The sequence below is a fragment of the Nocardioides gansuensis genome (assembly GCF_003076135.1).
Taxonomy (GTDB): domain Bacteria; phylum Actinomycetota; class Actinomycetes; order Propionibacteriales; family Nocardioidaceae; genus Nocardioides; species Nocardioides gansuensis.
In genome coordinates this window covers 130,407-153,274 of the sequence record NZ_QDGZ01000010.1, presented here as the reverse complement: position 1 = coordinate 153,274, position 22,868 = coordinate 130,407, and the positions used below count along the sequence as shown (strand labels likewise).

The 22,868-nt window shown below is 67.4% G+C and carries 21 protein-coding genes; 13 read left to right on the top strand and 8 right to left on the bottom strand.

The features are described from left to right. Window positions 1-357 precede the first annotated feature (357 nt). A complete protein-coding gene (locus tag DDE18_RS20210) occupies window positions 358-573 on the bottom strand; it encodes a calcineurin-like phosphoesterase C-terminal domain-containing protein (protein WP_116574062.1) in 216 nt (71 codons plus the stop codon). A gap of 40 nt (window positions 574-613) precedes the next feature. On the opposite strand from DDE18_RS20210, the gene DDE18_RS20205 reads away from it, so the two are divergent. Further along, window positions 614-865 (top strand): hypothetical protein, encoded by a 252-nt coding sequence (locus DDE18_RS20205; RefSeq protein ID WP_116574061.1) that lies wholly within the window; start codon window positions 614-616, stop codon window positions 863-865. Between the two features lie 763 nt (window positions 866-1,628). Here DDE18_RS20205 and DDE18_RS20200 read toward each other — a convergent pair. The 3 genes from DDE18_RS20200 to DDE18_RS20190 all read right to left on the bottom strand — a co-directional run bounded on the left by DDE18_RS20200 (window position 1,629) and on the right by DDE18_RS20190 (window position 4,943). Then, on the bottom strand, window positions 1,629-2,498 hold the full coding sequence (locus DDE18_RS20200; RefSeq protein ID WP_116574060.1) for a phosphatidylinositol-specific phospholipase C/glycerophosphodiester phosphodiesterase family protein: 870 nt from the start codon (window positions 2,496-2,498) through the stop codon (window positions 1,629-1,631). A 229-nt stretch (window positions 2,499-2,727) separates the two neighbouring features. Beyond that, window positions 2,728-3,711, bottom strand: coding sequence for a TolB family protein (locus tag DDE18_RS20195; protein ID WP_116574059.1), 984 nt, complete (start codon window positions 3,709-3,711; stop codon window positions 2,728-2,730). Then, entirely contained in the window at window positions 3,708-4,943 is a 1,236-nt protein-coding gene (locus DDE18_RS20190; protein WP_116574058.1) for an MFS transporter, read from the bottom strand. Before DDE18_RS20190 ends, DDE18_RS20195 begins: the two co-directional genes overlap by 4 nt. Window positions 4,944-5,171: 228 nt before the next feature. On the opposite strand from DDE18_RS20190, the gene DDE18_RS20185 reads away from it, so the two are divergent. Then, a complete protein-coding gene (locus tag DDE18_RS20185) occupies window positions 5,172-6,578 on the top strand; it encodes a CBM96 family carbohydrate-binding protein (protein WP_116574057.1) in 1,407 nt (468 codons plus the stop codon). 332 nt (window positions 6,579-6,910) lie between these two features. Beyond that, window positions 6,911-7,036, top strand: a complete 126-nt coding sequence (locus tag DDE18_RS24105; protein WP_281258418.1) for a hypothetical protein — start codon at window positions 6,911-6,913, stop codon at window positions 7,034-7,036. 67 nt (window positions 7,037-7,103) lie between these two features. Here DDE18_RS24105 and DDE18_RS20180 read toward each other — a convergent pair whose 3' ends face one another. Then, window positions 7,104-8,324 (bottom strand): HupE/UreJ family protein, encoded by a 1,221-nt coding sequence (locus DDE18_RS20180; RefSeq protein ID WP_133241288.1) that lies wholly within the window; start codon window positions 8,322-8,324, stop codon window positions 7,104-7,106. Window positions 8,325-8,475: 151 nt separating this feature from the next. On the opposite strand from DDE18_RS20180, the gene DDE18_RS20175 reads away from it, so the two are divergent. Beyond that, a complete protein-coding gene (locus tag DDE18_RS20175; RefSeq protein WP_116574055.1) occupies window positions 8,476-10,257 on the top strand; it encodes a vWA domain-containing protein in 1,782 nt (593 codons plus the stop codon). Window positions 10,258-10,719: 462 nt separating this feature from the next. Continuing rightward, window positions 10,720-11,148, top strand: coding sequence for a hypothetical protein (locus DDE18_RS20170; protein ID WP_245916895.1), 429 nt, complete (start codon window positions 10,720-10,722; stop codon window positions 11,146-11,148). 79 nt (window positions 11,149-11,227) lie between these two features. Here the strand turns inward: DDE18_RS20170 and DDE18_RS22675 are convergent, their stop codons facing one another. After that, on the bottom strand, window positions 11,228-11,605 hold the full coding sequence (locus DDE18_RS22675) for a hypothetical protein (protein ID WP_133241287.1): 378 nt from the start codon (window positions 11,603-11,605) through the stop codon (window positions 11,228-11,230). A gap of 372 nt (window positions 11,606-11,977) precedes the next feature. On the opposite strand from DDE18_RS22675, the gene DDE18_RS20160 reads away from it, so the two are divergent. The 3 genes from DDE18_RS20160 (at window position 11,978) to DDE18_RS20145 (ending at window position 15,007) form a co-directional block, all read left to right on the top strand. Beyond that, the gene (locus DDE18_RS20160; protein WP_116574053.1) at window positions 11,978-12,388 is read left to right on the top strand and encodes a hypothetical protein; all 411 of its coding nucleotides are present in this window, start codon (window positions 11,978-11,980) and stop codon (window positions 12,386-12,388) included. Window positions 12,389-12,510: 122 nt separating this feature from the next. Next, complete coding sequence (locus tag DDE18_RS20155) at window positions 12,511-12,951, top strand: hypothetical protein (RefSeq protein WP_165821263.1); 441 nt, start codon at window positions 12,511-12,513, stop codon at window positions 12,949-12,951. 1,717 nt (window positions 12,952-14,668) lie between these two features. Continuing rightward, window positions 14,669-15,007: a histone-like nucleoid-structuring protein Lsr2 gene (locus tag DDE18_RS20145; RefSeq protein ID WP_116574050.1), complete on the top strand. Its 339-nt coding sequence runs from the start codon at window positions 14,669-14,671 to the stop codon at window positions 15,005-15,007. 96 nt (window positions 15,008-15,103) lie between these two features. On the opposite strand, the gene DDE18_RS20140 is transcribed toward DDE18_RS20145, so the two are convergent. Continuing rightward, window positions 15,104-18,814 carry an ATP-binding protein gene (locus DDE18_RS20140; protein ID WP_165821262.1) on the bottom strand — a complete coding sequence of 1,237 codons (3,711 nt, stop codon included), beginning with the start codon at window positions 18,812-18,814 and terminating at the stop codon, window positions 15,104-15,106. A 99-nt stretch (window positions 18,815-18,913) separates the two neighbouring features. Between DDE18_RS20140 and DDE18_RS20135 the strand changes: the two genes are divergently transcribed. The 4 genes from DDE18_RS20135 to DDE18_RS20120 all read left to right on the top strand — a co-directional run bounded on the left by DDE18_RS20135 (window position 18,914) and on the right by DDE18_RS20120 (window position 20,995). Continuing rightward, window positions 18,914-19,168 (top strand): nickel-binding protein, encoded by a 255-nt coding sequence (locus DDE18_RS20135; protein ID WP_116574048.1) that lies wholly within the window; start codon window positions 18,914-18,916, stop codon window positions 19,166-19,168. A gap of 21 nt (window positions 19,169-19,189) precedes the next feature. Beyond that, window positions 19,190-19,573, top strand: coding sequence for a hypothetical protein (locus tag DDE18_RS20130; RefSeq protein ID WP_116574047.1), 384 nt, complete (start codon window positions 19,190-19,192; stop codon window positions 19,571-19,573). A gap of 30 nt (window positions 19,574-19,603) precedes the next feature. Further along, a complete protein-coding gene (locus DDE18_RS20125; protein WP_133241286.1) occupies window positions 19,604-20,029 on the top strand; it encodes an SRPBCC family protein in 426 nt (141 codons plus the stop codon). A 435-nt stretch (window positions 20,030-20,464) separates the two neighbouring features. Then, the gene (locus DDE18_RS20120) at window positions 20,465-20,995 is read left to right on the top strand and encodes a dihydrofolate reductase family protein (RefSeq protein ID WP_116574045.1); all 531 of its coding nucleotides are present in this window, start codon (window positions 20,465-20,467) and stop codon (window positions 20,993-20,995) included. 562 nt (window positions 20,996-21,557) lie between these two features. On the opposite strand, the gene DDE18_RS23145 is transcribed toward DDE18_RS20120, so the two are convergent. After that, window positions 21,558-21,698, bottom strand: coding sequence for a hypothetical protein (locus DDE18_RS23145; protein ID WP_165821261.1), 141 nt, complete (start codon window positions 21,696-21,698; stop codon window positions 21,558-21,560). A 465-nt stretch (window positions 21,699-22,163) separates the two neighbouring features. Between DDE18_RS23145 and DDE18_RS20110 the strand changes: the two genes are divergently transcribed. Further along, window positions 22,164-22,793 (top strand): HD domain-containing protein, encoded by a 630-nt coding sequence (locus DDE18_RS20110; protein ID WP_116574043.1) that lies wholly within the window; start codon window positions 22,164-22,166, stop codon window positions 22,791-22,793. Window positions 22,794-22,868: the final 75 nt, after the last annotated feature.

The following is a 22,868-nucleotide window of genomic DNA, read 5'->3' as shown; positions in this document are numbered from 1 at the left end:
CCGGGTGGCCATGCGGCACCACTACTTCGACGACCTGCACGTGGGCGACAGCACGGCCCGTTTCCTCGCTGCGGTGTCCGAGTTGGTTGCGCTCCGCGACCAGCTCCTGGGCGAAGCGGAAGAGGCCGGCACCGCCATCACAGCGTGAGGCACATGGCCTCGAACGTCGTCGTGCCCTTGCGGGGGTGCGGACTGCCATCGGGGGCGCGCTGGGCCTCGGAAGGCTGCGGGTTGGTCCGCGGGTGCGGAACGGCAGGGGCAGGCCGGTGCTCTATGAGGCTGGTTGGGAGTTCCCGGGCGTGGAGGCGGTCTACACGCCCGGGACGTACCCGTCCATCGGTCAGGCTGCGTGGCCTGCTACGGCTCGCGGATCTCGAAGCGCTGGGTTGCGATCGAGGTCCGGCCGTAGGGGTCGACGCTTCGGACGGTGACCATGTGGAGGCCTGGTCGCAGGTGGTGGGGGATCGGAAGGGTCCAGATGTGGGAGGACGGTTCCGGGTTCACCGGACGCTGCGCCCCTGAGAGGTTCTCGCGGAGGGTTCTGATGTAGGCGTCCGGGTGGGGTCTGGTCACTGGCTGGCATGTTCACCTCGAGCACGTATCTTCACGCTTCGTGAGCGATGCCCGGGATCTCGAATTCGAGCGTGACATGGTTGACCGCATGCTTCGCGCCACACAGACTGCCGTCGACACCGTGGCTGCCTGCTTCGGAGCGGGGCTGATCGATGATTTGGCCGGCACGCTTGGTCGGGAACTCGCTGGGCGCGGGGTCTGGGCTATGTCGGAGGAATGGATCCGCAACACCGCGACTCGAATCGAAGCGGGTGAGGCTGTGCGCCTGCCTTCGGTCGACGACCTCTACTAGACCAAGCCGCCCCGTGCTGTCGAAGGGTCGACGGCGAGGTCCGCGACGCCGGGACAGAACGAGACCTTGGCGTCGTTGCGCCAGTCGGGGGTGACGCATCGCTACGCCGGCTGCTGTGGGGACCACCACGACTTGCTCGCGGACGACTCAGGGCCCCCTGGCCCCTCGGCGCGGATCGGGCCGGATGCCACCACGGCGCACCAGGGTATGCGCGCACGCTGCCTCGGGGATTCCCAGTTGATGCGCAATCGGCTTTTGTTCGGACACGCCCCGTCGGGCCTGGCTCACGGTCACGGTGTTGCAGGAGCAGCTGCTGACGTAGCCATTCAGAACGCTCTTCTCCGCCGAGTCGGCCGTGAGCGCCCAGCGGGCCACCCATTCCGCGACGTAGCGGCACCTGTCGTAGGTCTGAAAGCCCAAGTGGCTGGGTCCTGGTCGCCCTCGGACTGGTTGACGTTGTCGGTGACGCCCACTCGCGTGCGGTAGTCGCCGAGGTCGTTGGCGAACGCTTCCCGCCGGGTGGAGGTCCAGTCCCTGGCCCCAGAGCCCCACGCCTCGGCGGGCGGCACCATGTGGTCGATGTCGACGTTCGACGCGAGCGTCGATGACACCCGGTGGTGGTAGGAGAACCACCGGCCGGTGGAAACGGTGCACTTGCCGACGGTCGTGAACGTGATCGGGGTGTCCGGCTCAGCTTCGCTGATGAGCACCTCGGCGCGCGTGTTCTGGCAGTCGCTGTTCGCGTCGGCCCAGCGCGCCGTGCTCAGGCGGCTGGTGTTTCGGCCGGGTCCTCGGCGTGCAGGAATGTCTGGAGTCCCGCGAGGTCGTCGGTGTTGATCGCGTCCACGCCGGCCGCGAGTAGCTCGCGCCAGATCGCGGTCCGCGCGTCACCGGGCGCGTCGGGAGTGGCCCAGAAGCGGACGTCGTACCCGTTCGCGTGCGCGGTCGCGACGATGCTGCGCAGCCTGGCGCGCTCGCCCTCAGGCATCGGTCCCACGCCCTGCCAGGTGAAGTGGCGGGTCCAGTTGTCGCTGACCATCGCCATCAGGGAGGACGGCATGGCGCTGGTGAGGTCGCCGAGCCGGCCGTCGTAGAACGTGCGCCGAACGACAGCGGTCCGCATCGCGGCCAGGTCGCGGTTGCCGGAGACGACGGCGGTCACCGCGCCCGGGATGAGCCGGCCGTGGCGGTAGGTCGTCATCAGCTCCGGGAGCCGGCCGAGCTCGCGCTCGATGATTGGCCAGGCCGAGGGGCCGTCGGACTTGACGTCGATCATGAGCCGGAAGTCCTGCCGCCAGTGCGGGTAGATCGGGCCACCGTTCTCGCGGAAGCGACGGGCGAGTGGCTCGAGGTAGGTGTTGGCCAGCGTCCGGGACATGTCGGGGGCGTCGTGGCCAATGTAGAGCTGGCCGTCGACCAGCCACACGTCGGCCTCGACTGAGGTGAAGCCGTGGTCGAGGGCGTCGTGCAGTGGGTGTGCGTGCTCGTAGTCGTTGTGGGCGTGCGCGCGCTCGAGCGGCTGGACCTCCGAGCGGCGCGGAAGGTCCTCGGCAGCCGTCGCGGCGGCCGCGGGGGCCAGCACGGCGATGGCCACGGCAGCGGTCAGGGTTCGGATGGTCCGAGAGATTCGCATGGCGGCGAACCTGACAGCCGCGCGTGCCATGGACGGGACCACGGCGTGAACACGACGAAACCGGTTTGCGACGATGGCGGGGCAGCGCTGACGTCAGCGACGTGGTGTTCCCCGAATCAGGGCTGCAGCGTTCACGCTCTAGGCAGCCTTGACGCTCATGGGCGTCGCCAACAGGATCGCCTTACGCGAGAAGGACCGTGGCTTCGTAAGCCCTGTTCGCCAGCTCAGTTCATCCGTGCGCGAGCGGCGCCGGCGATTCGGCGTTGTCGGCGAGCTTCGTGGGCGTGCCCGTCCCGTCGGCTGGCACAGACCACACCGACGGAACTCCGTCGGTGGCACGGAACGTGTAGGCCACCGTCTCGTCGTCGAGCCACGCGGGCTGATCGTCGATGCTTCGTGTCTCGCTGAGGTCGGTGACCTTCATCGTGCTCAGTTCGAGCACCGAGATGCGCCAACCCTTGAGCGGGTCGTTGTCGATGGCCTGCTTGAACGCGAGTCTCGTGCCGTCGGGCGAGATCGAGGGGCACTCGACGTTGGTCGCCAGGGTCTCGACGGTCTCAGCCGTGAAGTTGCCACGCACAAGGTAGCGCTGCCCGCCGGTGGCGAGGGTCGCATAGAAGGTGTTGTCGTCGTCCGCGAACGAGACGCCCCAGTAGTTCACGTCGGCGGCCCGGTACGGCTTGCCGTCGAGCGTGACGCTGAAGTGCTCGATGCTCGGTACGTAGTCACCCGTCGTGGTGTCGATGACGCCGGTGCGGGTCGACATGCCGCTGCTCGTGTACGAGTCACCGCTGACGAACGTCGTCCACGAGACCATCCGACCTGAGTCTGATACCCGCGCGCGGCTCGGCACGCCTGGCAGTTGGTACTCGTGCGCGTCCTTGAGCTGTCCGTTCATCGTGACGAGCGTGTGCGTCCAGGCGTCCTTGGGCCGCAGGCAGACGCTGGTGTCGCCCGCGACATAGGACCGCACGCAGTCGACGTCATGCACCTCGCGCGGGCCGGACACGTCGGTGGCCGAAACGGTCGCCAGTTTCCGCTCCGAGACGACGAGCATGCGCGGCCCATCGACCACCACTGCGCCATCCGACGCGGGAGTCGCCTTCGCCCCGTCGCGGGTCACCACGACGTAGGCGAGCGCAGCGGCGACGAGCAGCGCGGCGCCGCCCGCCGCGATCAGCATGCGTGCCCGGAGGCTGAGTCGGTCGATCATGCGGCAAGCCCTTCCGTGGTACGGCGCAGCAGGAACAGGCTGGCCGCGATCGCGAGCGCCACGGCTCCAGCTGACACCTTGCATGCGGCCACCGGACCCCACAGTCCCCAGGCCACACCGAACGCGATGGAGGAGACCAGATAGGCCAGCGCCTGTCCGGTCTGGATCAGGGCGATGCCCGTCGTGCGCAGGTGCGCGGGGATGACGGGGCCGGCGAGCGCGATCAGTACGCCGTTCGTCGCGGCGTAGAAGATGCCGTAGAGGATGACCGCCAGGACGAGCGAGGGTATGCCGTGGATCGGGCTGACCAGCAGTAGGTAGACGAGCCCGAGCGCGACGTAGCCGCCCATCATCACGGTGCGGAGCCCGATCTTGTCGCCCAGCGCGCCGAGCGGCACGGCCAGCAGCATGTAGACGGCCATCGTGCCGACCGAGAGCAGCGGGAACCAGGCTATGCCCAGGTCTTCTCGGCCCTGGAGCACGAGGTAGACGAAGCCGTCACCGATGGTGACGAGCCCGAGGATGCACGAGGCGATCAGTAGTCGCAGGATCGCTGGCGAGGCGATCATCCCTCGTACCTGGCTGAACTCCACCCGCGGCGCGTCCTCCAAGGGATCGCGGTGGTCACGCACGAACAGCACGAGCACCAGGACGCCGAACATCGCTATGCAGAAGCTGGTGATGAAGACGGCGTCGAACGACTCGGCGGTCAGCGCTAGCACCGCCATCGCGAGCAGCGGCCCGAGGAAGGCGCCGGTGCTGTCCATCGCCCGGTGCACGCCGAAGGCGCGCCCCAGTGACTCCGGCGCTGACGAGAGCGTGATCAGCGCGTCCCGCGGTGCGGTGCGCAGCCCCTTGCCGGCGCGGTCGATGGCGATCACCGCACCGATTGCGGCAGCGGAGCGCCCGGCCAGCAACAAGGCGGGCTTCATCAGCGCCGAGAGGCCGTACCCGATGCCGGCGACCAGCTTGCGCTGCTGGGTGCGGTCGGCGACGTACCCGCCGACCAGCCGCAATAGTGCGGTCGCGCCGGTGTAGAGACCGTCGATTGCCCCGAATGCTGCGGGCGACAGATGCAGGTTGAGAAAGAGGAAGACGGGCAGGATCGCCGCGACCATCTCCGAGGAGATGTCCGTGATGAGGCTGACGGCGCCGAGCGCCACCACATTCCCCGCTACCCGGCCGCGAACCGGATCAGCGTTGGTCGGTTTGGTCACCGTGGTCAGGTACACGGGGCTTGACCGTGTCTCCCACCGGCAACGTGCGCACGGCCGAGCTCTGTCGGAGCGACGTCCGTCGAATGAACAGCACGAACGCGCACCTCACACAGCGGTTCAACGGTTCACCGATCGCCGCGAGGAACATCACCGCACGTTCACGGCGCAGACGGCCATCGCATCCCTGCGCGGCCCTAGCGTCCTGCTCGGCCCCAATCCTCCGGCACTCACGACAGGAACCCCATGCAGTCTCGTATCCAGCGTCTGGCCGTTACCGTCGGCGCCTCGCTTACCGCCTCAGCCCTCGCGGCCGGCGCGCTCGTCGCCCTCACGGCGTCCAGTGCCTCCGCCGCCACCGTCACCCTTACGCCCACCGCCGACACCCGCGTCCAGAGCAACGCCGCGAGCACCAACTACGGCACGAGCTCGACCCTCGGCGTCGACGCCTCGGAGGTCCAGAAGACCTTCCTGAAGTTCAACATCACCGGCATCAGCGGCACCATCACCAGCGCCAAGCTCCGCCTCCACGTCAAGAACGCGGCCGGCGCCGAGTCGACCAGTGGCGGTACCTGGCGGCTCATGTCGAACACGACGTGGTCGGAGACTGGCGTCACGTACAACAACCAGCCGGCCATCGACGGCACCACGCTGGGCAGCATTGGCTCGGTCGCCGTCAACACGTGGTACGAGATCGACGTCACGGACAAGATCCCGGCCAGCGGCGTCATCTCGATCGGCGGCACCTCGGCCAGCAGCAACGGCGCCGACTTCGACTCGCGGGAGACCTCGCTCGATCCGCAGCTCGTGATCACCACCGGCACCACGCCGACCCCGACGCCGACCCCGACGCCGACCCCGGGCACCGACCCGATCCTCGTCGGCGCCGGCGACATCGCGAGCACCGGTTCGGGCGACAACGCCACCGCGGCACTGATCAGCGCCATGCCGTCCAGCGCGACGGTCTTCGCCGCCGGCGACAACGCGTACCCGGACGGCACCCTGTCCAACTACAACACGAACTACCATCCGTCGTGGGGCGCATTCAAGAGCCGCACGATCCCGGCGCCGGGCAACCACGAGTACCACACCACAGGCGCCTCGGGTTACTTCGACTACTTCGGTGCCCTCGCTGGCCCGAACCGCAACGGCTGGTTCTCCAAGGACCTAGGCAATTGGCACATCATCTCGCTGAACTCCGAGGTCAACATGGCCGCCGGCTCGCCGCAGGAGACCTGGCTGCGCCAGGACCTCGCCGCGAACACCAAGCCGTGCACGCTGGCGATGTGGCACAGCCCACTGTTCACCTCGGGCAGCCACGGTCCGGACAGCTCGGTCAGGCCGCTGTTCCAGGCGCTCTACGACCACAACGCCGACGTGGTCGTGACCGGCCACAACCACAACTACGAGCGGTTCGCCCCGATGACGCCGAGCGGTGCGGTCGACAACACCCGCGGCATCCGCCACTTCGTCAACGGTGCCGGTGGTTCGAGCCACTACAACTTCACGTCCGTCGCTGCGAACAGCCAGGCGCGCAACGCCGACACCTACGGCGTCTTGAAGTTCACCCTGCACTCGAACAGCTACGACTGGGAGTTCGTCCCCGAGGCCGGCAAGACGTACACCGACAGCGGGACCACCGCATGTCACTGATTCGTCGCTGACTCACCCACCGCTGGCCCCGGTCGCTGATGCGGCCGGGGCCAGTTGCGTGGCGCGACGAGAAGTTCACGACGACAAGGGTCGATCGTCATCACGCGCACCGCGCGCCCGAGCGGGACCGACACCCGTCGAGTCCGGCGCACGGCGACCCGTCCGCTGTTCTAGGCGCTGTACGGCTACCACGCGGACGTCGTGATCCAGGGTCACAACCACAACTACGAGCGCTTCGCGCCGATGAGCCCGAGTGGTCAGGTCGACACCGTCCGCGGCATCCGGTCGTCCCTCCACGGTGCCTGTGGCCGCAGCCACTCCTCGTTCAACGGGTGGCCTCGAACAGTGAGGCCCGCAACAGCGACACCTACGGCGTGCTCAGGCTCGTGCTGATGGCCAACAGCTACGACTGGGAGTTCATCCCGGAGGCGGGCAAGACCTCCCGCGACAGCGGCTAAGGCACCTGCCACAGATCGACCCGTGAGAACTGAGGGCCCGGCATCCAACCGGGGCCCTGAGTCGCCGTCAGGAAACGGGGACGGGCTCGGCCGCGACGCGCTCGCGACCGACCGCGACGACGGCCAGCGCCGCCAGTGCGACCACGACGACCCACGAGTGCGTCACGGCGGCGTCCTCGACCGGCGCCAGCGGGTTCGCATGCACCCCCAACCGGTCGAGCGCCCACCCGATCGCGGCGACCAGGACACACGCCGCACCGACGACCCGGACCGCCGTGTACCACCGGGTCGTCGAGATCGCGTACAACGACGGGAAGACCAGCGCGATCACCGTCAACTGCGCCAGTTCGATGCCGAGGTTGAAGCTCAGCAGCGCCGGCCACGACGCCGACCCGTCGAGCCCCAGCTCCGCAAGGATCCCGGCGAACGCAAGCCCGTGCACCAGACCGAACCCGGCTGCGATGACGTCCTCGCCGCCGCGCACCAATGGGCGAATCACATGGACTGCGGCGACGCCGACCGAGATCGCGATCAGCACCTCGATCGGGCCCGAAGCAACCTCGACCCACTGCATGGCGGCGGCGATCAGCGTGAGCGAGTGCCCGATCGTGAAGGCCGTGGCCACTCGCAGCACTGCCCACAGCGATCCCCGGAGGGCGCGTCGGCCTGCCCACCGGCGACCCACGGCGATCAACGGCGCGGGGATCAACAGCGTCATCAGGAACAGGAGATGGTCTGCACCGTCTTGCACGTGGCGAAAGCCCTGCCCGACCATGTCGCCGAGGCCGGTCTCGGCTTGGGGATGAATGGTGACGGCGGGGATCATGTCGGTGAGCACGCCCCTCACCACCGTGTCGCCGGAGCCGTCGGTCACCACGACCTGCGCCTCGTGCTTGGCGACCGCCTCGATCACGGCGTCGTACTCGAACAGGAAGTCGGCGGCGCCAGCGGAGCCCGCATCGAACGCGAAGGCCGTCGTGACCCAGGTCATGCCGTCGGCCTCGCGGGTGGTCATCGCACCGATGGTCAGCGGCCACGCGCCAGCGTCGGCGCTCGCAGCGATGTGCTCGCGCAGGTACGACGCCAGCACGTCGTGGTCGGCGGCAGTGAAGTCGGCGCCCAGCACCTGCTGCAGCGCCGGGACGGCGATCTCCGTGGTGCCCTTGACAGTGCCACCTTGGAGCACGAGTCGGACCTTGCTGAAGTCCATCGGGTGCGCACTCGCCGCGGACGGGTGGAGCGTGAGGACAAAGGCGGCTACGGCGAAAACCTTCACGAGAGTACGCATCGCGGCCGCACGCTAGCGCCGGCACCTTGCCGCCGAGTGACCATTCTCCCAACACCGCGCGACCGCCGAATGCGCCCATCGACCCGCACGGCGTAGCCCACACCGCCCCTGCCATAGTGAGCGCGCCAGCCAGCCACTCCTGGGAGTTCCCATGCGTCGACTGTTTGCTCTTGCGCTCCTCGTCCTTGCGGCCCTCGCCGGCCTTCCGGCGGCCCAGGCGGACGGCGACCACTCCACCAAGGTGATGGTCGTGGTCGACGCCTCCGCGTCGATGTTCGAGACGACCGACGGAGCCGTGACGCGCATGGGGGCTGCGCATCATGCGCTCCGCGCCGCAGCAGCGACCCTCGGCCCCCGTGAGGAGGTGGGCGTCCAGGTCTACGGCTCCAGCCGTTCCCAGGACGCCGCGCGAGACTGCGACGACTCCCGTGTCCTCGTCGAGCCGAAGGTCGGCAACCAGAAGCAGCTCGGCACGGCGCTGACCCTGCCGCCCTCGCGGGGCGCCAGCCCGATCGGACCCGCGCTGGAGCAGGCGCGAGACGAGCTCGGGCCCACGGGGCCGCGCGCGATCATCCTCGTGGCGCACGCGGCGCCCACGTGCGATGTCGACCCTTACGCGGCGGCGGCGCGGGTCACCCAGGGCGATCCCGATCTCCGGGTGCACGTCGTCGGCGTCGACGTCGCCGGCACGAACCGCCGTACCCTCATGCGCATCGCCGACGCGGGCGGCGGCACCTACCGCGACGCCCACGGCGCCGACCAGCTGAAGACGGCGCTCGGCACGGCGGTCAGCCGTGCCACGCAGATCTACTTGGGCGGCGGCAGCGCGGTCGCCGGCGGCGATGACCGTCACCAGGCCACGGAGGTCCGCTCCGGCACGTGGTTCGACACCATCGGCGCTCCCGGATCCGACAACGACGAGCGGTGGTACACGTTCGAGCGCGTCCTGGCGACGTCGACGCTCCATCTCCACGCGTCGCTTCGCGTCCGTCGGGACCGCGACGCTCCGGTAAGCAGCGACGGCCTGCAGATCGAAGCGTTCGTCGGCGACAAGGCGTGCGGCGGCGGCGAGGACGCCGGGGAGGGCGGCACCGAGGCGGTGCTGTCGGCGTATGCGCCCGTTCCCACTCTGACCAAACCCGACGAGGAGTGTCTCGTCGCGGACACGGTCACCTTCGTGGTCCGACGCACCGGCGACCATGACCTGCCGGCCGCCCCAGTGGAGATCTACGCCGCTGAGGAGGCCCCGGCCCCGGACGAGCCCCTGACGGCGGCCCGGCCGGACGGCGACCTGCCCCAGCTGGAGCTGTCGTCGCCCAACGGCGATCTCCAGATCGGCGCGCCCGCCTTCGGCCTCGCCCCGCAACTGGCCATCGGCACCCACGCGACCGCGATCGTACCCGGCGAGACGCGGATCTTCCGCGTTCCCGTCGGCTGGGGTCAGCGCCTCAGCACCGCGGCGCGTTTCCCGGAGTCGGTCGATGGCCGCATGACCGGCCAGATCAGCGTCATCAGCCCAAACCGGGCCTCGGTGGTCGCACCGCGGAGCGCAGATTTCGGCGACGGGAGCGACGCTCTCATCGCGGCACAGACCGCGTCCATCGCCTACGGGAACCGGAGCTCGACGGATGCGGCGGTCGCCGCCGCGAACGTCGCCGGCGACTACTTCGTCGTGGTCAGCGTCGATGCTGACGACGACGTGCCACGGGTCGACGTGCCCTTCGTGCTCGGCGTCGATGTGCTCGGCACCGAAGAGCCTCGGCCCGGATACCGCGGCGAGCTGGTCGACAACGCCTCCCCGACGAGAGCTGCCGCCGATACCGAGGGCAGCGGCTTCCCCTGGTGGATCGCGGCACTTGCCGCGATCGCAGGCCTAGGTGTCGGTGCGGGCGCCTGGTTCGCGACGCGCCAGTCCGATGGCTCGGGTGCGTGATCGGGGCCCGGGGACGGTCATCTCGCAGTAGGCATGGGTCTCGGGGCTGCGTCGCCATTGCCCCTCTCCCTCTGCTGCGCGACGGCCTCATCCGCCTTGCCGATCAGCGCGCTCATCTCGGTTGATCTTCTTCTGGTAGATCGCCAGGTCGCCCCCTGCCGGAGTGCGGCCTGGGCCTCCCCGTCGCGATCCGACGCCTCGGCCAGCAGCGCGCCGAGTGACTCGTCGAGACGGGCCGAGGGCCAGATCGCGACGGCTTGGGCGGCTCCTCCCCGTGGTCGTCGGCCCTCCAGCCCCGGCGCCACGCGGAGCGCCTGATCCAGCGTCCGGACAAGCTCGGTATCTCTCCTCGACCGCCGTCGCGAGGTCACCACAGCGCGCACTCCGTCGCGTCAGCTTCACCGGCGGGACCGGGGGCACCGGTGGAGCGTAGGAGCTCATGACCGCAGCGTTGCCAGACCGGTGATCCGGTTGGTCAAGGCGGGTCATCACTGCGGCATGTTCTCAGCCGGCGTGACCCTCGGGATCCTCCTCGGCTCGAAGGTGCTGCCTTCACCGTGGGTGCTTCCGATCTCAACGCCGGCCGCCTCAAAGGCTGGCCCCTTGGCGAAGGTGAAGATCGATCTGGATGGGCACGAGCAGTTCATCTACAAGATCAGGTGCTCCGTGTGCGTCGTCAGGAGCCACCGCAACTGGTCGGCCTATCGGCCCGGCGGCGACAACGGCTTCATTGCGGCGATGGACCGATGGGTCTTTCACCTACGCGATAAGCACGCAGGAACCGACGCCCCGTGTATGGCCTTCCTGTCGGCCGCACAGCAGCGCTTGCAACTGCGGCGCGAAATCCAGGAAGCCAACCCAACTGCCCACCCGGCCGACACGAACACCTGACGAACAGGGGACCGCCCAGCGGCGATCAATGCAAGGCTCGCGGCTGCGAGACTCCTCCGCAAGGGTCGACCGACGCGGGTCAGCGTCGGTTACGTCCTGACAAGGCGTGGGCCACATTGACTGACGCGATCCCGGCCCACGCCACGAAAATGCCGGGCAAGCCATCTCCAACGGCACCTGCGATCGCGGTGATCGGGATCCCGGCGCCAAGCGAAACAATGCCCAGGACTAGTTGCTGCCTTTGTCCTTGCCCTCGGCTGGTCTCGTATCGACGATCGTGTACCAATCGCGCATCCACCCTGGCCTCGATCGCGCGCTCGATTCTCTCGATGAACCCATCCACGAGCGCGGGCTCGTAGTCCGAACCCAGCTCACGACGTGCCTCAAGAACCGACTCGATGTCCTGTCGGTCGAGACCATCACCGTCAGGCTGCTCGCCACCGATCCGTTCCGCCATGCGAAGACAATACGTGCGAGGGGCTGCTCGCACCCCTGAAGAGGTCACACCCAAGCTCGTCAGGCGCGACCTCCCTGGACATCACACCTAGGTCCGCTGGCGGCGTAATGACGCACGTCGGGGACAGGCCCCACGGGGGTCTAGACGGCGTCTCCACGCTCATGCTGTGGAGCGGGCCGTCGTTGGCTGACCCTGACGGGGCGCGGGGCGGGATGACGCTGGTAGGCGGCAGCGGGTCGGTACGCGGGGGCACTGCCAACCACCCGATCACGCTCCACGCCCCGCTCGGAAGGCTCGAAGGCCGTGGCGGACACAGCTGAAGGTTGAGAGACTGCGAGGGTCATTCGCACCGACCGACGAAGAGGAGGCGTTGTGGCTGTGGTCACCGAGGTGCTCCTGGTCAGCGGCGTGGCGTTGGACCTGGTAGGCGCGGGTGTCCTTGCGCACGCCCACAACGCCGAGTCGATCGTGGAGCTGCGCGAGGATATTGGGGAAGAGGGCGCCGCGGTGGGGGAACCCGACGCGCTCTCCACACACGCCCAGCTGATGGCGGAGAAACGGATCGGCTTCTTGCTCTTGAGCGTCGGGCTGGTTCTCTACCTGAGCGGGCTCGTCTTGAAGAGCCCCGAGGGCCTGGCGGTGATGGGGACCATCGCAGGGGGTGTGGTGATAGCGGCCCTTGCGATCAGCGTCGTTTTCACCCGGGTGGTTGGCACCCGGATTCGCGAGCAGGCACTCCGGGCCGAGGAGCAGGAAGACCCTGACGCGCTGCCGGAGCAGTAGTTGCCTTGCTGTGGGAGCGATCCGGCGGCGTCTGTCCCATCCGTGGTCGTCAACTCATTCATCGCCACGAGGCCACCTCTGGAACGCCATGGCTGGCCCGGGCTAGACGTGCATTGATCATGGTGCGCATCCAGCAGGGGCACTCCACGGCGTACCGCCGACCCTTCGAGCTGGCTCCTGGGCCGACGTTGGAGGTCGGCGCCTCCCACACGAAGTGCGACATCGCTTACGAGGTGGCCGCCGCGCGCCCGACGTTCTTGGTCGGTCCCGACCACGGACTGGTCCCTCTCGACTGGAACTCCCCGATGATCCGTGAGGTGCTGCCGATCATTGTCTTCGTCTGGCTGCACCTGCTGACCCGCCGCACCCCGATGGGGCGCAAGGAGATGCAGGCGGTGCGCTCCCCGGATCGAGTCGGGCGGCGAACCCCGGGAACTGCGGCGTACGGCTGTCTCGGTGCCGAGATGGGCGATGAACCCGCCGTCGACACGTGCTTCCAGCCGAGACCCTCACGTCTGGAGTGCTTGATGCGGAAGCGGAACGAGCGCGTCGTGAGACGATGACGAGACCCGTCCGCCGGCCAGGCATGAACGCCGACGCTCGGCGCGGATGACGCACAGGAAACGCATCTGCCCAGATCAAGGCTGCAGTGGTTTTCTTCACTGCGGTCAACACCGCAAACACCCCCGTCAGGCGCTGCGCAAGCAGATGCGCCCCTGGACCCCCTTCTCGGGGAAGGGGCCTCAACCGCGGACCGCGGCGAGGCCGAAGACGTCGTGTCGGGCAGATCCCATGACCGTCAGCGGGCAGTTCTCATGTCGCCACCGGGCAGCTGCGTGGCCGTCTCCGGACAGTCTCTCGTGGCCGCAGACAGAGGGCGAGTACCCCGGTAGGTCACTTCCACGTGCAGCCTAAAGGGGAGGAGCGCAGGTGCCGATGGTCTATGTGGCAGGTCGATAAGGCCTGTTCAGCAAACGAAGGAGCAGGGAGCGTGACATGGCATCCACGGGCATTTCCTTACACGTAGGCGAGGTCGTCTCCTTGACAGCGCTGGGCCATCCCACCGAGGCCAGGGTGCTCTCCCGATCATGGAGCCCCGCGCTGGGTGAGGTCGTTCAGCTTCGCGAGGAACGCCACGGGCAGCCATCCTGCGTGATCGTGTTGTACGGCGAGCTGTTGGACGGGTTGGTCCCCGCCTGACGATGTGGATGTCCAGGGCTGACCGGGCAGGACGAGGAAGCGGCTCGGGGCTAGCAGGGCCGTTCCAACGTCGCAGGAACCAGCTTCCAGATCGGTCATCCCTCAACAGGCCGCACAGAATGAGGAACCATGACGCGCCGTGGCTTCGGCATAGCGACTCAGTCGCGGTGACCGTCCAGGCACCGATCGAAGGGGCGCAACTTCACCCGGTGATGTCAACGACGGCTGGAAAAGACCTCTTGCTCGGGTGCCTCCTGCCGGCTCCCGCTTGAGGTGGGACACCGGCTTAGCAGCTTGCACGATGATGGGTGTCCAGCGTTCCGCCCGCGATTGTGAGCTTCGAGGATCGGGCAGAACCGGCGGTGGTCCCTAATCCAGCTGCTGTCACGGCAACACGCGCGGCTTGGTAGGACGAAGACGAGACGGAGCGCTGGAGTATCGGGCCACTGTTGCAGGGGTACGGCGCCGGGCCGGCCGGCCGCCTGCACGACACAACTCTTGTCGGTGGTGGCGGTTCCGGATAGGTCGGCTGCGCAAGGGGAACATGCGGTAGTTGGCCTGCAGCGTTCTTCGGGGTCGCCGTGACTTGGGTGTAGCCGCGCGTCGGTCGGGAGGTAGGTCGACGCGATGGGGGCCCGGGGGCCCGCGCGTCTTGAACGCGGGGCCGGTCAGTCTCAGTGGTTCGTCCACCCCGGCCCGGCGCTGCAGCGGGCTGACCGACACGGCCTTCGTGGCCTGTTGGCGCTGGGGGAGTGTTCCGGTTCGCTGATCGCGGCGAGAGAGAGTGCGTCGACCCCGAGATGCCCGAACACCTACCTCGCGCGCGGGCCGCCAGCGGCGGATATCTATCCCGACGGCGGCCACCGGGATTTGCGCAGTCAGCGTCCAGCGACAGTTTTCGGTGGGTCCGATCCGGCGACGTATACCGTCACGTTTGGTGGATGGCCTCACTAGTTCGGCAAGCTGCTGTTCATTGAGAGCGGAAAAATTTGCGTCCACCGATCCACTCAGGCGGAGGAGGGTGGTTCTTGACTACCCACTCGAATGGACGTGGCGCCACTGCCCGCATCATCATCGGGCATGGCCAAGACCACTATTACCCACATCACCGACGACTTGGACGGCTCTAAGGACGCACAGGAAGTCTCGTTCTCCTACCAGGGCACCGACTACACCATCGATCTGGGAAAGAAGAACATAGCCGCCTTCGAGAAGGCGTTGAAGCCGTACATCTCGGCTGCTACCAAGGTTCCGAAGGGTGCCGCCAGATCAGGCCGCTCGGCAAAGCCGAAATCCGCGAATCAGAATCTCGCCGCCGTGCGGGCTTGGGCCAAGAGCGCCGGTCTCGAAGTCTCGGACCGCGGCCGTATCCCCAAATCCGTTCTTGAGCAGTACGAGGCGGCGCAGGGGAGTAGGTGACAGCGGTTCTCCACCCCATAGGCGGCGAGGTGACGCAGCCCGCATTGTCTGGGCGGCTCGGATGTCTTCGTGGTGCCGAAGCCGTGTACTCCAAAGCTAGGCTCTGAGGCGCCTAAGGGCGGCGACGTTTCCTTTGCGCTGGTACAGACTGATCGCCGTATCGATCGAGGATCGAGCGTCCTCGGCCAGGCCGGCGGCCGCCTGCACCCGGGACTGTTCGACGAGCAGGTCTGCCTTCAGATTCGGCATCAGGTCGGGCGCCAGGTTGACGGCTGCGGCTGCCTGGGCGAGGGAGGCCTCGATGTCGCCCAGGGGCATGCTTCGTGCTGTCGCCATCATCGCCAGGGCACGGACGACCACGCAGTCAGTCGGTGTCACGGCGTGGGCCTCGTTGGCGAGTGCTCTCGCCTCCTCCGGATGTTCCTCAGCCGCAAGCACGAGGGCGAGACGGGAGGACGTCTCTCCGACATGCTCTGCCTCGTTGCCGTTGCGGAAGGTGGTGAGCGCGACCCGGTATGCGCTGACGGCTGCGGCGGCCTTGTCGGCAAGCGTCTCGATTTCCGCGCTGTCCCAGGCAATGAATGCCAGCAGCCGACGTACGCGCATGCGTTCGATGAGCAGTGGGCGAGCGCGGGCGAGGAGTTGTCTTGCCCCGTCGAAGTCGCCGGTCATGGCATGGGCGCGAGCCAGAATTCCCATGACGATGGGATGGGGTTGAGCAGACTGGCCCATGAGTGACTCGATCTCCTCGATGCAGTCCGGCACCGGAGTTGGCCCGCCGAGGAGGCTTCGCGAGATCAGGAAGGCCGCGGCGAGCTGTTCTCGCACTGCGCCGCCACGCTGCGCGCACTCGAGGCTGCGACGGCCGGAGTCCACCGCGTCGACGGGATTTCCCCCGCGTTGCTCCAGCCACCCGAGCAGGAAGATCGCTTGAGCCAGCCCGTTGTCGTGGCCCGCCCCGGAAAAGAAGGCCGCTGCCTGCCGTGCGATGGCGACCAAGTCGTCCGCGGTCATGCCATGGGGACCGGTGATGCACATGCTGCGCGCGTTTTCGAGTCGGGCGAGCCAGCGGTCGACCGGCTCGAGGCTCGGCATGTTGCTCAGTTGGAGCAGAAGTTCCTGAGCCCGGGCGTGGTCGCCTAGTGGCAGGGAGACCTCGGCAAGCCTCTGGGTGGCGGTTGGCACTAGTGGGTGCCCGTCGGGCAGCAGGCCCAGGGCCCGCACCAGCAGGTTTGACGCAGCCCACATGTCCATGCGGCTGTACGCCCGAAACCCTGCGGACGCCAGCTTTGTGCCCGCCCGCGCCTCGAGCGCGGCATCGCTTGCCAGGCCGACCTGCCGCTGGTTGACCACTGCCTGTTCGAGGTGGTGGCCGACGACAGCGTCCAGCTCGTCTCTCGGAGGGTCTTCGGTGCGCTCGAGCCAATCTGCGAAGGCGAGATGGAGGCATGCTCGGTCCCGTCGCGTGAGGCTTTGGTAGGCGGCATCACGGATGAGTCCGTGCGGAAACTCCACGCCGTTCGGCTCGGTGTGTCGAAGCAGTCGCTTCCGTGCGAGCGACTCCATGTTCCTTGCCAGGAAAGGGCGTGCCTCGTCGGGCGCCAGGACCTCGATCGCCTCGACACTCAGGTGGTCACCTGCCACGGCCGCGGCCCGCAGCAGATCACGCTCACCTGGACCGAGTCGATCGATCCGGGTGGCAAGCAGGCCTCGTAGCGAGGCCGGGATCGCATCTGTCTCGGCGTTCGCAAACGCGGCCAGCAGTTGTTCGGCGAACAGCGGGTTGCCCTGTGCCGTCTCGACGATCCGTTGTTCGTCCTCCGGGGGCAGATCCACGGAGGCGTGGTTCCAGAGCACCTGCGCGATGGCGTCGACACCAAGCGGGTCGAGATAGAGCACGTCCTTACGCTCGCCTCCCACGCTCCACTCGGCGCGTCGTTCGACGAGTTCTGGGCGCGCCAGGAGCAGAAGGAAGACAGGCCCGGTGAGCGAGTCGCTGAGGTACTCGAACAGGTCGAGCAGGGTCGACTCCGCCCAGTGGACGTCGTCCACGATCACGGCCAACGGTTGGACAGCGCTGAGGAGCTCGAAGGCACGGCGGAGGTCGCCGAAGAAGAGCTGCGGCGGGCCCTTCAGGTCGCCCAGTCCGAGCACACCGGCCAGACGGTCGCCCAGCCCGGACTCTTTCTCCTCCAGCAGGCCGACAACGGACTTCCAGTCGGACCCACCGCCGGCCTGGACGAGCAGGTCATGGAGCAGGCCGAACGTCCGTCCGCTGCCGGCCTCAACGCAGGTCGCGGTGATCGTCCGAGCTCTACCGCCGATGGAGTCGGCGAACGCTCGGGAAAGGCGTGACTTGCCGATGCCGGCCTCGCCGAGCACCGTCATCCGCTGCGGCGTTCCTCGCCGCACCATGCGGCCGAACGACGTCCTCAGGAGGGTGAGCTCTGCCTCACGCCCGACCATGTGTGCCTGGAAGTCACGAGAGATCAGTTTCGCCTGGGGGTCAACGTCAACCAGCCGCCAAGCGCTGGTGCTGGCAAGTTCTCGGGCGCGCTCCACGATGGCAGCCCCTCGGAGAACCTTCATGGCCCGCGGTCCGATCAGCACCTCACCGGGCTGAGCGCCCTGCTGCAGTCGAGCCGCCACCGATACCGCTGGTCCGCTTGCACGGGAGTCCGTGACACCTGACACGACCTCACCTGTTTCCAGTCCGGCTCGAAAGTCACGTGACGGCCCAGGCAGGGCGAGGACCCGCTGTCGGGCCTGAGCGGCGGCCAGGACTGCCCGAAGCGGGTCGTCTTCATGTGCGGACGGCAGACCGAACCACCCTATGACGATGCCGCTGCCGGACTCCTGGATGCGAGCCCCGTTGCTGCGCAGCGCTTCGGTGACCCGCGCCAGCGACTCCACGGCGATGGTCTCGCCCGCTTCAGGGTCGAGGTCAGCATCGGTGGCCGTCACATCGACGAACAGGACCGTCACGGTTCTGCGCTCGCTGGGAAACCAGGTAGACCTCTCGGCTCGGCGGCTGGCGGACGGAGCGGGAGCGTCTAGGCCAGGATCCTGGTTCAGGATCCGTTCGTGCAGCATCCGCAACTCCGGTCCGGGTTCCAAGCCGAGCTCGTCGATCAGCGTCTGGCGAGCCTGCTGGTACGCCGCCAAGGCGTCGGCCTGCCGACCGGCCCGGTAGAGCGCGAGCACCAGCAGCTCGCGTAGGTGCTCGCGGAACGGGTTGTCTGCGATCAGGTCCTCGAGCTGCGGTACCAGCTCGGCGCGCATCCCGGTGTCGAGCTGGGCGCCGATGAGGGCCTCGCGCGCGGCCAGCCGGTGTTCCTCCAGGGCGGCGATGGCTGCTTGGGCGAACGGCTCGTAGGCCACATCGGACAACGCGGGTCCTCGCCACAGACCCAGTGCCTGCTCCAGGGCCGCCGTACGCTCCTCCCCGTCGAGGTCACGAGCGGCCGTGACCAGGTCGTGGAACCGGTTGGCGTCGATGGCGCTACGTGACACTGCCAGGCGGTAGCCGTTCCCCGTCGTCTCCAGGGCGGTAGCGCCGAGGGTCTTGCGGAGTTTCGAGACGAATCCCTGGAGCACGGTCTTCGCGGTTGTCGGAACCTCATCTCCCCACAGTGTGTCGATCAACCGCTCGGCCGGGATCGCTTGGCCGGCCTGCAGGGCGAGGACCGTGAGCAGGCTGCGTGCGCGTCCGCCAGGAACGTCAAGGGCCCTGCCCCCGCGACGCACGTCGATCGGTCCGAGCAGGCGGACCTCGACGTCGGGTGGCCCGTCGTCCTGAGCGCCCACGGGCCCGACTCTACGCGCCATCCAGCTGGTCTTAGTGAAGCTCTAGCGGGTTGTCAGATGCTCGGCGCAACAGGTCAAACGCAAGCGAGGAGGAGCGCCATGCCGCTCTATCTCGACATCCACGAGCAGGCGCCCGAAGGGCTCACGCTCGAGGCGCTGGAACGGGCGCACCGGGTCGACCTGGACCACCAGGCCAAGCACGGTGTCACGTTCAAGCAGTACTGGGTCGATCTTGCGGCCAGGAAGGTCTTTTGCCTCCTTGAGGCCCCCAGCGCCGAGGCCGCGGCAGCCGTCCACCGCGAGGGGCACGGGCTCCTCGCCAATCGCATCTACGAAGTGGTCGAGGGCCACTGATCACACCGGAAGGAAACAACAATGTCCACACCATTCATCTACACGAGCACCTACCGCGTTCGCGCCGGTCGCTTCCAGGACGCCCGGAACAAGCTCGCCGAGCACGCCGAGTTCATCGAGGCGAACGAGCCGCGCCTGGTCGCCTTCCACATCTTCGCGGACGAGGAAGCCGGGACGGTGTCGGTCGTGCAGGTCCACCGCGACCCCGAGTCGATGGAGTTCCACATGAAGGTGGCCTCCGAGCACATCATGTCGGCGCTCAACGACTACCTGGGCGAGGCCGTGAGTACCCACGTCTATGGCGGAGCGGGTGCGCCCATTGTCGACACCATCCGCCAGTACGACCCGGACACCAACGTGGTGGCCGAGCACCTGGCCGGTTTCACGCGCACGACCGCCGCTTGATTGCAATACTGGATCCTGGAGGACAGCGACATGATCAGCTGGCAAAGCAGCACGTTCATCGCCAAGCCGGCGGAGGAAGTCTTCGCCTACGTCGCGGACGTGCGCAACGATCCGAACTGGCACAAGGACGTCAAGTCAGCGACCGTGATCAAGGGCAACGGCCAACTCGGTCAGGGCACCGTCTTCGACGTGAAGGCCAAGGTCTCCGGCACCGAGGAGATCATCGCGTATGAGGCCCCGCACAAGGTCGTCCTCAAGGGCGGCGACATGGGGAAGATGGTTCCGACCGACATCCGCACGATCGAGCCGGTCGAGGGCGGGGTGCGGTTCACCCGGCACGTCGACCTCGAAGCAAGCGGCTTCATGGGTTGGATGACGAAGCGGATGCTCGGCATGATCACCAAGCGCAACGACCACTTCGTGCAGAACCTCAAGCAGGTCCTCGAAGGAGCCTGACCGCGGGAAGACGTCCAGCCCGACGGGCGACCTTCCGCAGATTGCGTTCGGGTGGTGCGGCCTTCTGCGCGGTATGCCCGAGCTGCGGTTTCGGGTCGTGATGGTCGAGCCGGCCGTCGTCTCACGCGTTCGACGATGTTGGCTTCACCACCTGCATCGCTAGGCTCGTGGTCCCAGGATGGGCAGCCGGACGCCGTGGGACCGTTTGTGCGGGTCAGGCCGCAGTGGGTCTTGTTACCGCGGTCAACATCCGTATTCACACCGCACGCGTGCCCTAGGTACCTCAGGGCCGTAGCCCTCCCGGAGCGATCAACTTCGCGCCTGGACTGTTGCGTCGGGGGAGCGGGCGTCGTTAGGGAGTGCCCGCGGATCGGCATGTGTGGGGGTTTCATGGGCGATCATTGACGGGCGTGCCGCGAGGAAGGGAAATCGGGTATGGCCAAGCTCGTGTTCGGAATGAACCAGTCCCTGGACGGCTACGTCGACCACATGGCGTTTGCGCCAAGCCCGACGCTCTTCCGCCACTTCATCGAGGAGGCTGAGGCGCAGGCGGGCTGTGTGTACGGTCGCCGAATGTATGAGGTCATGCGTTACTGGGACGACGATCGTCCTGAATGGGACGTAGCGGAACAGGCCTTCGCGGCAGCGTGGCGGAACCAGCCGAAATGGGTAGTCTCGCGCTCGTTGAAGGCGGTCGGTCCCAACGCCAGGCTTGTTGAGCATGATCTTGAGGGCGCGGTCCGCGAGTTGAAGGCCGAGCGCGACGGGGAGATCGAAGTTGCTGGCCCAGACTTGGCGAAAAGCCTCAACGAACTCGGCCTGATAGATGAGTATCGAATCTACCTGCATCCCGTCGTGCTCGGTCACGGCAAGCCATACTTCGCCGGACCCCGGCCGCCGCTCCGCCTCATGGGCAACGATCAGATTGACGACGATGTGATCAGGCTGTCCTACTTTCCTGCTTAACGGTCATCGCACGATCGGTCGGCGGCTACTTGTTCCATTGACGCCACGACCGGGTAGAGCGCCTCTGTGTGTCATGCGGCCTGGAGCTGGAGGCGTTGATGGTCGGCCAGGATGCGGCGGTAGACGGCGTTGTAGATCCTGCGTTTGAGGCTGCGTCGGGCTTCCTTGGCGGTTTTGTGTTCGGCGATCTTGCGTCGGTAGTGGTCGTGGCCGGGACCGGGATCGCGCGCCTGGTGATGGCGGCGACGTGGATGCCGGCATTGCGCTGTCGGTTTACCGCGTCGAGATAGCCGGTGGGTCTCCTGTGGTCTACAAGACGATGCTCGACGGCCTGGTCGCTGCGCAGAAGACGGGCCCGGGAGGACAACCAGGCAGCGTCTCTGTCTCCAGCGCGACCGGCTCACAGCCCGACACCGGCTCTTGGGAAAAGTCACTTCTCGGACCCGCCAAGGACGAGCCTAAGCCAGTTCTCCCAGCTGCGTCTTGAAACAGAAGGGGAGCCATGACGGTGCGCTTGGCTGGCTCACCAGCGGGTCCGGTGAGCCGATTTGCGTCGCGGTCCTCAGAGGGGCCGTCGATGCTCTCGCTTCGTCTTAACCTTGTCGACGGCTTCGCGGATTCGGCGCTGGTTCTCCGGCTTCTGAGCCTCGTCATAGAGCTTCTTGGCCAAGCCAATCGCGGCGGCACTTCTCAACAGCTTCATGAGAACAGGTTTACCGGTGGGGACCAAGCCCCCTCGGCGAGCCGTGGGCGGGGGCCGATGGACCGCCGAATGAGTCGTGAGCATTGCCCGCGCGGACCGCCGCCGACGTAGGGCTCGATCTGATGGCGGCGGCCTCTCCCGAGCCCCTTTGAGACCCCCGGGCAAGTGGGCTGCGGGACCCGCCGCTGCCTCATTTCCCACCGCGCCTGACCTGGGACAGAAAAGGGGTCGGTACGTAGTCGGATACGTACTGTCGACGATGCGCGATCCCTCCTGAGAACAGGATGCTGTAGTCAACAGGTCGGCGGAACGGAGGTGGCGGCGATGATCGAGTGGGGATCCGAAGACTGGGGCGGCAACGTTCACTACGCAGCGAACGGTTCGTGGGCCGTCGAAGGCGAAGAGCAAGCGGACTGAGGGCCTCGAGCGGACGATGGACCCCCTGAACCATGCGAACTGTGCGGCATGACCGCGCTTGAAGTCGCGCAGGCACGAGCGCTGGCCGCAGGACTGCTGGTCGAGCTGCCCGATCGATGGCGCCACACGATCGCGGTGGCGGCCCGTGCAGAGGAACTGGCCGATGCCGTCGACCGATCCGACCACGAGGTTCTTCATGCCGCCGCCTGGCTGCACGACGTGGGCTACTCGCGCCGGGTCTCCCGCACCGGATTCCATCCTCTGGACGGAGCACGGTTCCTTGATCGCGAAGGGTGGCCACTCCGTGTCTGCGCCCTCGTCGCACACCACTCCGGCGCTCGCTTCCTAGCCCGGTCCTATGGCCTTTCCATGCAGCTCAATGCCTACGCGGACGAGCGTTCGCCGGTCACGGACGCCCTCGCCTACGCCGACCAGACGGTCGGCGCCGCCGGCGAACGGCTGCCCCTGGAAGAACGCTGGGCCGACATGCTGCGGCGTCACGGGCCCGGCTCCGCGAATGTGCTGGTTCACGAGGAGCGCGCGCCGTACCTGCGCGCGGCGGCGGAGCGGGTCGAGCGGCGGCTGCGGCGAACAAGGAAGCCCGATACTCCGGCTGCCGCTGGAATGGCGGATGAAGTCGTTTGGAGCAGCTGCGTCAGCCGCTCCGATTGGAGGTAACCGTGGCGTCCTTCTGGCTATGCCCAGCTGCGATCGGGTCGTGATGGTTGACCGCCCGTCGTCTCACACGTCCAA